This window comes from Desulfobacteraceae bacterium (assembly GCA_022340425.1).
In the GTDB taxonomy this organism is placed as follows: Bacteria; Desulfobacterota; Desulfobacteria; order Desulfobacterales; family JAABRJ01; genus JAABRJ01.
Genome location: JAJDNY010000206.1, coordinates 1 through 4,625, shown reverse-complemented (window position 1 = coordinate 4,625; position 4,625 = coordinate 1). Strand labels below are relative to the sequence as shown.

At 58.9% G+C, this 4,625-nt stretch carries 4 protein-coding genes and 1 other RNA gene; 4 read left to right on the top strand and 1 reads right to left on the bottom strand.

Annotated features, from left to right (window positions below; genetic code table 11):
- Positions 1-252: 252 nt before the first annotated feature.
- On the bottom strand, positions 253-903 hold the full coding sequence (locus LJE63_17830) for a TIGR00730 family Rossman fold protein (GenBank protein ID MCG6908466.1): 651 nt from the start codon (positions 901-903) through the stop codon (positions 253-255).
- Between the two features lie 481 nt (positions 904-1,384).
- Here LJE63_17830 and LJE63_17825 point away from each other — a divergent pair, with 481 nt between their 5' ends.
- The 4 genes from LJE63_17825 to ssrA all read left to right on the top strand — a co-directional run bounded on the left by LJE63_17825 (position 1,385) and on the right by ssrA (position 4,463).
- Positions 1,385-1,666, top strand: a complete 282-nt coding sequence (locus LJE63_17825; GenBank protein MCG6908465.1) for an HPr family phosphocarrier protein — start codon at positions 1,385-1,387, stop codon at positions 1,664-1,666.
- 6 nt (positions 1,667-1,672) lie between these two features.
- Entirely contained in the window at positions 1,673-3,463 is a 1,791-nt protein-coding gene (ptsP, locus tag LJE63_17820) for a phosphoenolpyruvate--protein phosphotransferase (protein MCG6908464.1), read from the top strand.
- A gap of 15 nt (positions 3,464-3,478) precedes the next feature.
- On the top strand, positions 3,479-3,940 hold the full coding sequence (gene smpB, locus LJE63_17815) for an SsrA-binding protein SmpB (protein MCG6908463.1): 462 nt from the start codon (positions 3,479-3,481) through the stop codon (positions 3,938-3,940).
- Between the two features lie 172 nt (positions 3,941-4,112).
- Positions 4,113-4,463, top strand: a transfer-messenger RNA (tmRNA) gene (gene ssrA / locus LJE63_17810).
- The last annotated feature ends 162 nt before the right edge of the window (positions 4,464-4,625 follow it).

Below are 4,625 nucleotides of genomic sequence, written 5' to 3'. Positions count from 1 at the left end.
GCTTCAAGGATTTGCCACGCCCCTTGAAGAGCTCCTGGACATAGCTGGACGCATCCTGAATGGTGAGGGCGTCGATGTTGATCTTATCCTGGGCGAAAAGCCCGGCCAGTTTGGCGAGCTCACCCGGTTCGTTCTTCATGAAGAGCTGAATTTCGGTCCTGACCATGTTGCCTCCTGTATCTGGGGAATGTCACGGTGATTAAAAGGGTTTGCGGCGGCGGTCTTCAATGCGCAGCCGGACCGGGCGGGTTTTCAGAGAATCACTTTTTCCCGCACCGCCTGCACAATGTCATCGGGATCGTCTATGACCCTCAGAAGGTCGAGGTCCTCGGCTGAAATCAGACCGCGGACTGCCAGCTGCTGCCGGATCCAGTTCAGCAGACCCGACCAGTAGTCCGAGCCCACCAGAATGATGGGGTGCGGTTGGATGCGGTGGGTCTGGATCAGGGTGACCGCCTCGAAGAGTTCGTCCAGGGTGCCGAAGCCGCCCGGCATGACGATATAGGCGGTGGCATATTTGACCAGCATCACCTTGCGGGTGAAAAAATACTTGAACTCCAGTCGAATGCGGGTGAAGCGGTTGGGCTTTTGTTCGAAGGGCAGGCGGATGTTGAGCCCCACCGACGCCCCGCCCGCCTCCAGGGCGCCCTTATTTGCGGCCTCCATCACGCCCCCGCCCCCGCCGGTGATGACGGCGAAATCGGCCCGGGCAAAGCACGCCGCGATGGCTTCGGCTTTGGCATAGATCGGGTCTTCGGGGGCGATCCGGGCCGATCCGAAGATCGTCACCGCCGGGCCCAAGCCGTGCAGGGCCTCGATGCCGTCCACAAATTCGCCCATGATCTTAAAGAGGCGCGCGGACTCGCCGATCTTAAGGTCTTCGATGAGAAACTGGTTTTCCATGGACCCATCAGGCGCGGGTGCCGTGCCCTGTCGCCGGACGATGCGCGCAAAGGAGGCGTCAGGCGGTTGAAAATTGGTGTGAAATTAAAATATTGTCCAATAGTTAGAACGCCGGGAAGCTAACAGGATTTTCGGGCCTTGTCAATGATTTCGCGTTGACATATTCAACCTGGGCTGGTACTTAGGCACTTTCCGCAGGGGGTGTGCCCCCGAAAAATACCGCCGGGAATGCCCCGCGAGGCTGACGGATTTTAAGCTCCCCGGAGGCCGTCGCCGGATACGGGCCGGTGGACGACCCGTCGCCGGCGGCCCCAAAACCGGCCGGCGGGTTCGTCTTTTGTGCCGCGGCCTCGGAAGATCCCCGAATCTCATCCGCCCTCTCCCGGCCCATCGTGTTTTGCACCCTGGGGCTGGGTTGAGGGCTTTTGAATGGAGGCCGACCGGGACCCTTTAATGCCGGAGCCCCATATCGTTTTGCCTAATGGAACACCCTGACGGGCCATTGTCGCGCGAACTGTTGATTGTCAACGAACTCGGGCTGCATGCGCGCTCGGCGGCCAAAATAGCGGCGCTCGCCAAAAATGCCGCAGCGGGGGTGTGGCTGATCAAGGGCGGGCAAGCGGCCGATGCCGCCAGCATCATCGATCTCCTGTCGCTGGCATGCGCCAAGAATACGGTGATCACCCTCAAAGTCGACAGTCCGTCGGACCGCGCGATTCTTGACCGGATCGCAGCACTGATTGAAAACGGGTTTGGAGAATAGCGTAATATGTCCCACGAACAGGGCGGCGAAATCCGCCTGAAAGGCATCAGCGCTTCACCGGGCATCTGCATCGGCAAGGCCTACCTGGTCGACCGCGAGGGCGTCGACGTGGTCAAACGCTACCTGGTACCCAAGGGGCGGCTCAATGACGAGATCAAGCGCTTCAAGGCCGCGGTCAAGAAAGCCACCGACGAGGTGCGCGCCATCATCGACCGCACCCCCGAGGATCTGCGCGAGCATGCCCTGATCCTGGAAACCCACCTGGTCCTGCTCAAGGACAAGATGCTCTACAACCGCACCATCGATATCATCGAAAAAAAGCGCTTCAACGCCGAATGGGCCCTGCGCACCGTGGTGGGCAACGTCAAGGCCATGTTCGCCAAAATGGCCGATCCCTATCTCAAGGCCCGGGTGGCCGACATCGAGCACGTATCCGACCTGATTTTACGCAACCTGGTGGGCGCCAACAGCATCAAGATCGCCGAAATCGACAAACGCGTGATCCTCGTGGCCCACGATCTATCGCCCTCTGAGACCAGCCAGATCCAGCTCGAGCGTATCATGGGCTTTGTCACCGATCGCGGCGGCAAGGCCTCCCACACCGGAATCATTGCCCAGGCCCTGGAAATCCCCGCCGTGTTGGGGCTGGACGCCGCCACCCGGATCGTCAAAAACGACGACATCATCATCGTGGACGGCTCGGAAGGGGTGCTGATCGTCAATCCCGAAGAACAGACCCTGCTGCGCTACGAGGAGCGCCGCATCGGCTACGAGCGCTTCCGGGCCGCCATCACCCGCGACAGCCACCTGCCCGCCGAAACTGTGGACGGCTTCCGGTTGAAGGTGATGGGCAATATCGAACTGCCCGAAGAGGTGGTCTCGGTGATCGACAACGGCGGCGAAGGCATCGGGTTGTACCGCACCGAATTCCAATACCTGAGCCGCTCCGATTTTCCCACCGAGTTCGAGCTCTACGACAAGTATCGCGACGTCGTCGAGGTGATGGCGCCCCTGCCGGTCACCATCCGCACCCTGGACATCAACGGCGACAAGGTCGTCTCCTACACGTCGGGGGCGGCCCCCGAGACCAACCCGGCCCTGGGCCTGCGGGCCATTCGCTACTGTTTGAAGAAACCACAGGTTTTCAAGACCCAGCTGCGGGCCATCCTGCGGGCCTCGGCCCACGGCAATGTGCGGGTGATGTTTCCGATGATCGCCAGCCTCGCCGAGGTTAAGGAAGCCAAACGGCTCTTGGCGCAATGCGCCGCCGCGCTGGAAAAGGAAGGGGTGCCCTTCAACCGCGAGATCGAAACCGGCATCATGATCGAGGTGCCCTCGGCGGTGGTGATAGCCGATATCCTGGCGCGCGAGGTGGATTTTTTCAGCATCGGCACCAATGACCTGATCCAGTACACCCTGGCGATCGACCGCGGCAACCGGGAAGTGGCGCATCTCTACAGCCCGCTGCACCCGGCGATTCTGCGCATGCTGCACCACCTCTCCAAAGTCGCCACCAAAACCGGCGTGAAACTCTTCATGTGCGGTGAGATGGCCGGCGACCCCATGAACATGCCGATTCTGTTGGGCCTGGGGCTGGAAGAGCTCAGTGTCAACCCCCGCTCCATGCCGGTGGTCAAAAGCATGATCCGGTCCCTCAGCCGGGAGGAGGCCTGCGGCTTTTTCCGCAAAATCCTCGAGGTGACCTCCTCGGCGGAGATCAGCCGGCTGATCCATGACTCCTACGGCGGGATCGTGTCCCAAAAATTCCAGGTACCCGTCGACGGCATTGACTGGTAGAAGGGGAAACCCGTTTTGGCTGGCGAAAACGTCAAAATTGTCACCGAAAACCGCAAGGCGCGCCACAACTACCACCTGGACGAGCAGTTCGAGGCGGGCATGGTTCTGACGGGTACGGAGGTCAAGTCGCTGCGCATGGGGCGCGCCAACCTCAAGGACGCCTATGCCAGGGTGGTCAACGGTGAGGTGTTTCTCTACCAGATGCACATCAGCCCCTACCCCTTTGCGCACTACGACAATCATGACCCCCTGCGGCCCCGCAAGCTGCTCCTGCACGCCCATGAAATCAAACGCCTCTACGGCAAGGTCAACGAAAAGGGCTATGCCCTGGTGCCCCTGCGGATCTACTTCAAGCGCGGCAAGGTCAAGGTGGTCATCGCCCTTGCCCGGGGAAAGCGCAGCTACGACAAGCGCGAGGCCATTCGCAAACGCGATGAAACCCGCGAACTGGACCGCGCCCGCAAGGAAAGGGGCTGACAACCGCCGGGTGCTGGCGGATGTTTTCCTGGGATGAAACCTTCGGGCGCGGCAGGTTTTCCGCACCCCTTGAAACCCAGAGCGGAATCTTGACATTATGGGTTTTTTTGCTTATCATTTAGTCGTTAATTGGTTTAAAAATCTTTAAATCAAATGGGACCTTCAACAACAGGGGGGCGAAACGGCTTCGACGGGGATAAAGAAGCTTGGGCTGCATACCGAGGGGCTGCCAGCTCGTTAATTGGCGGAAATAAATATAATCGCAGACGATTATAACTACGCTGTAGCAGCTTAAATGCTACCGTCCTGCCGGGTTAAGCCTGCGGATCCGGCAAGGGCGTCGACTAGCGGGCTAGCCTATCCCAATTGCCTGTAGCGGGAATGGCGAAACGCTAACAGGATAAGTTCTCAAATATCCCGCTCGAAGGAGATTTGAGCGCTGACAATCAAAATTCGAGATAAGTATGTAGATGCCTAAGTGGAATGTTTTCGGACGCGGGTTCGACTCCCGCCGCCTCCACCAAAAATAACGCATAATTTCAGATGGTTATAGAAATTATGGGTTCTTTAAAAGTTGTTCAGATGTTGTTCAGTCTGGCAACTTTTTTTGTTTGCTCAACTCGACAACTTTGCCCGCCTGCTTCTTCTGAAGTTCCTTGATAGCGGACACCACTTTCGCGGATTC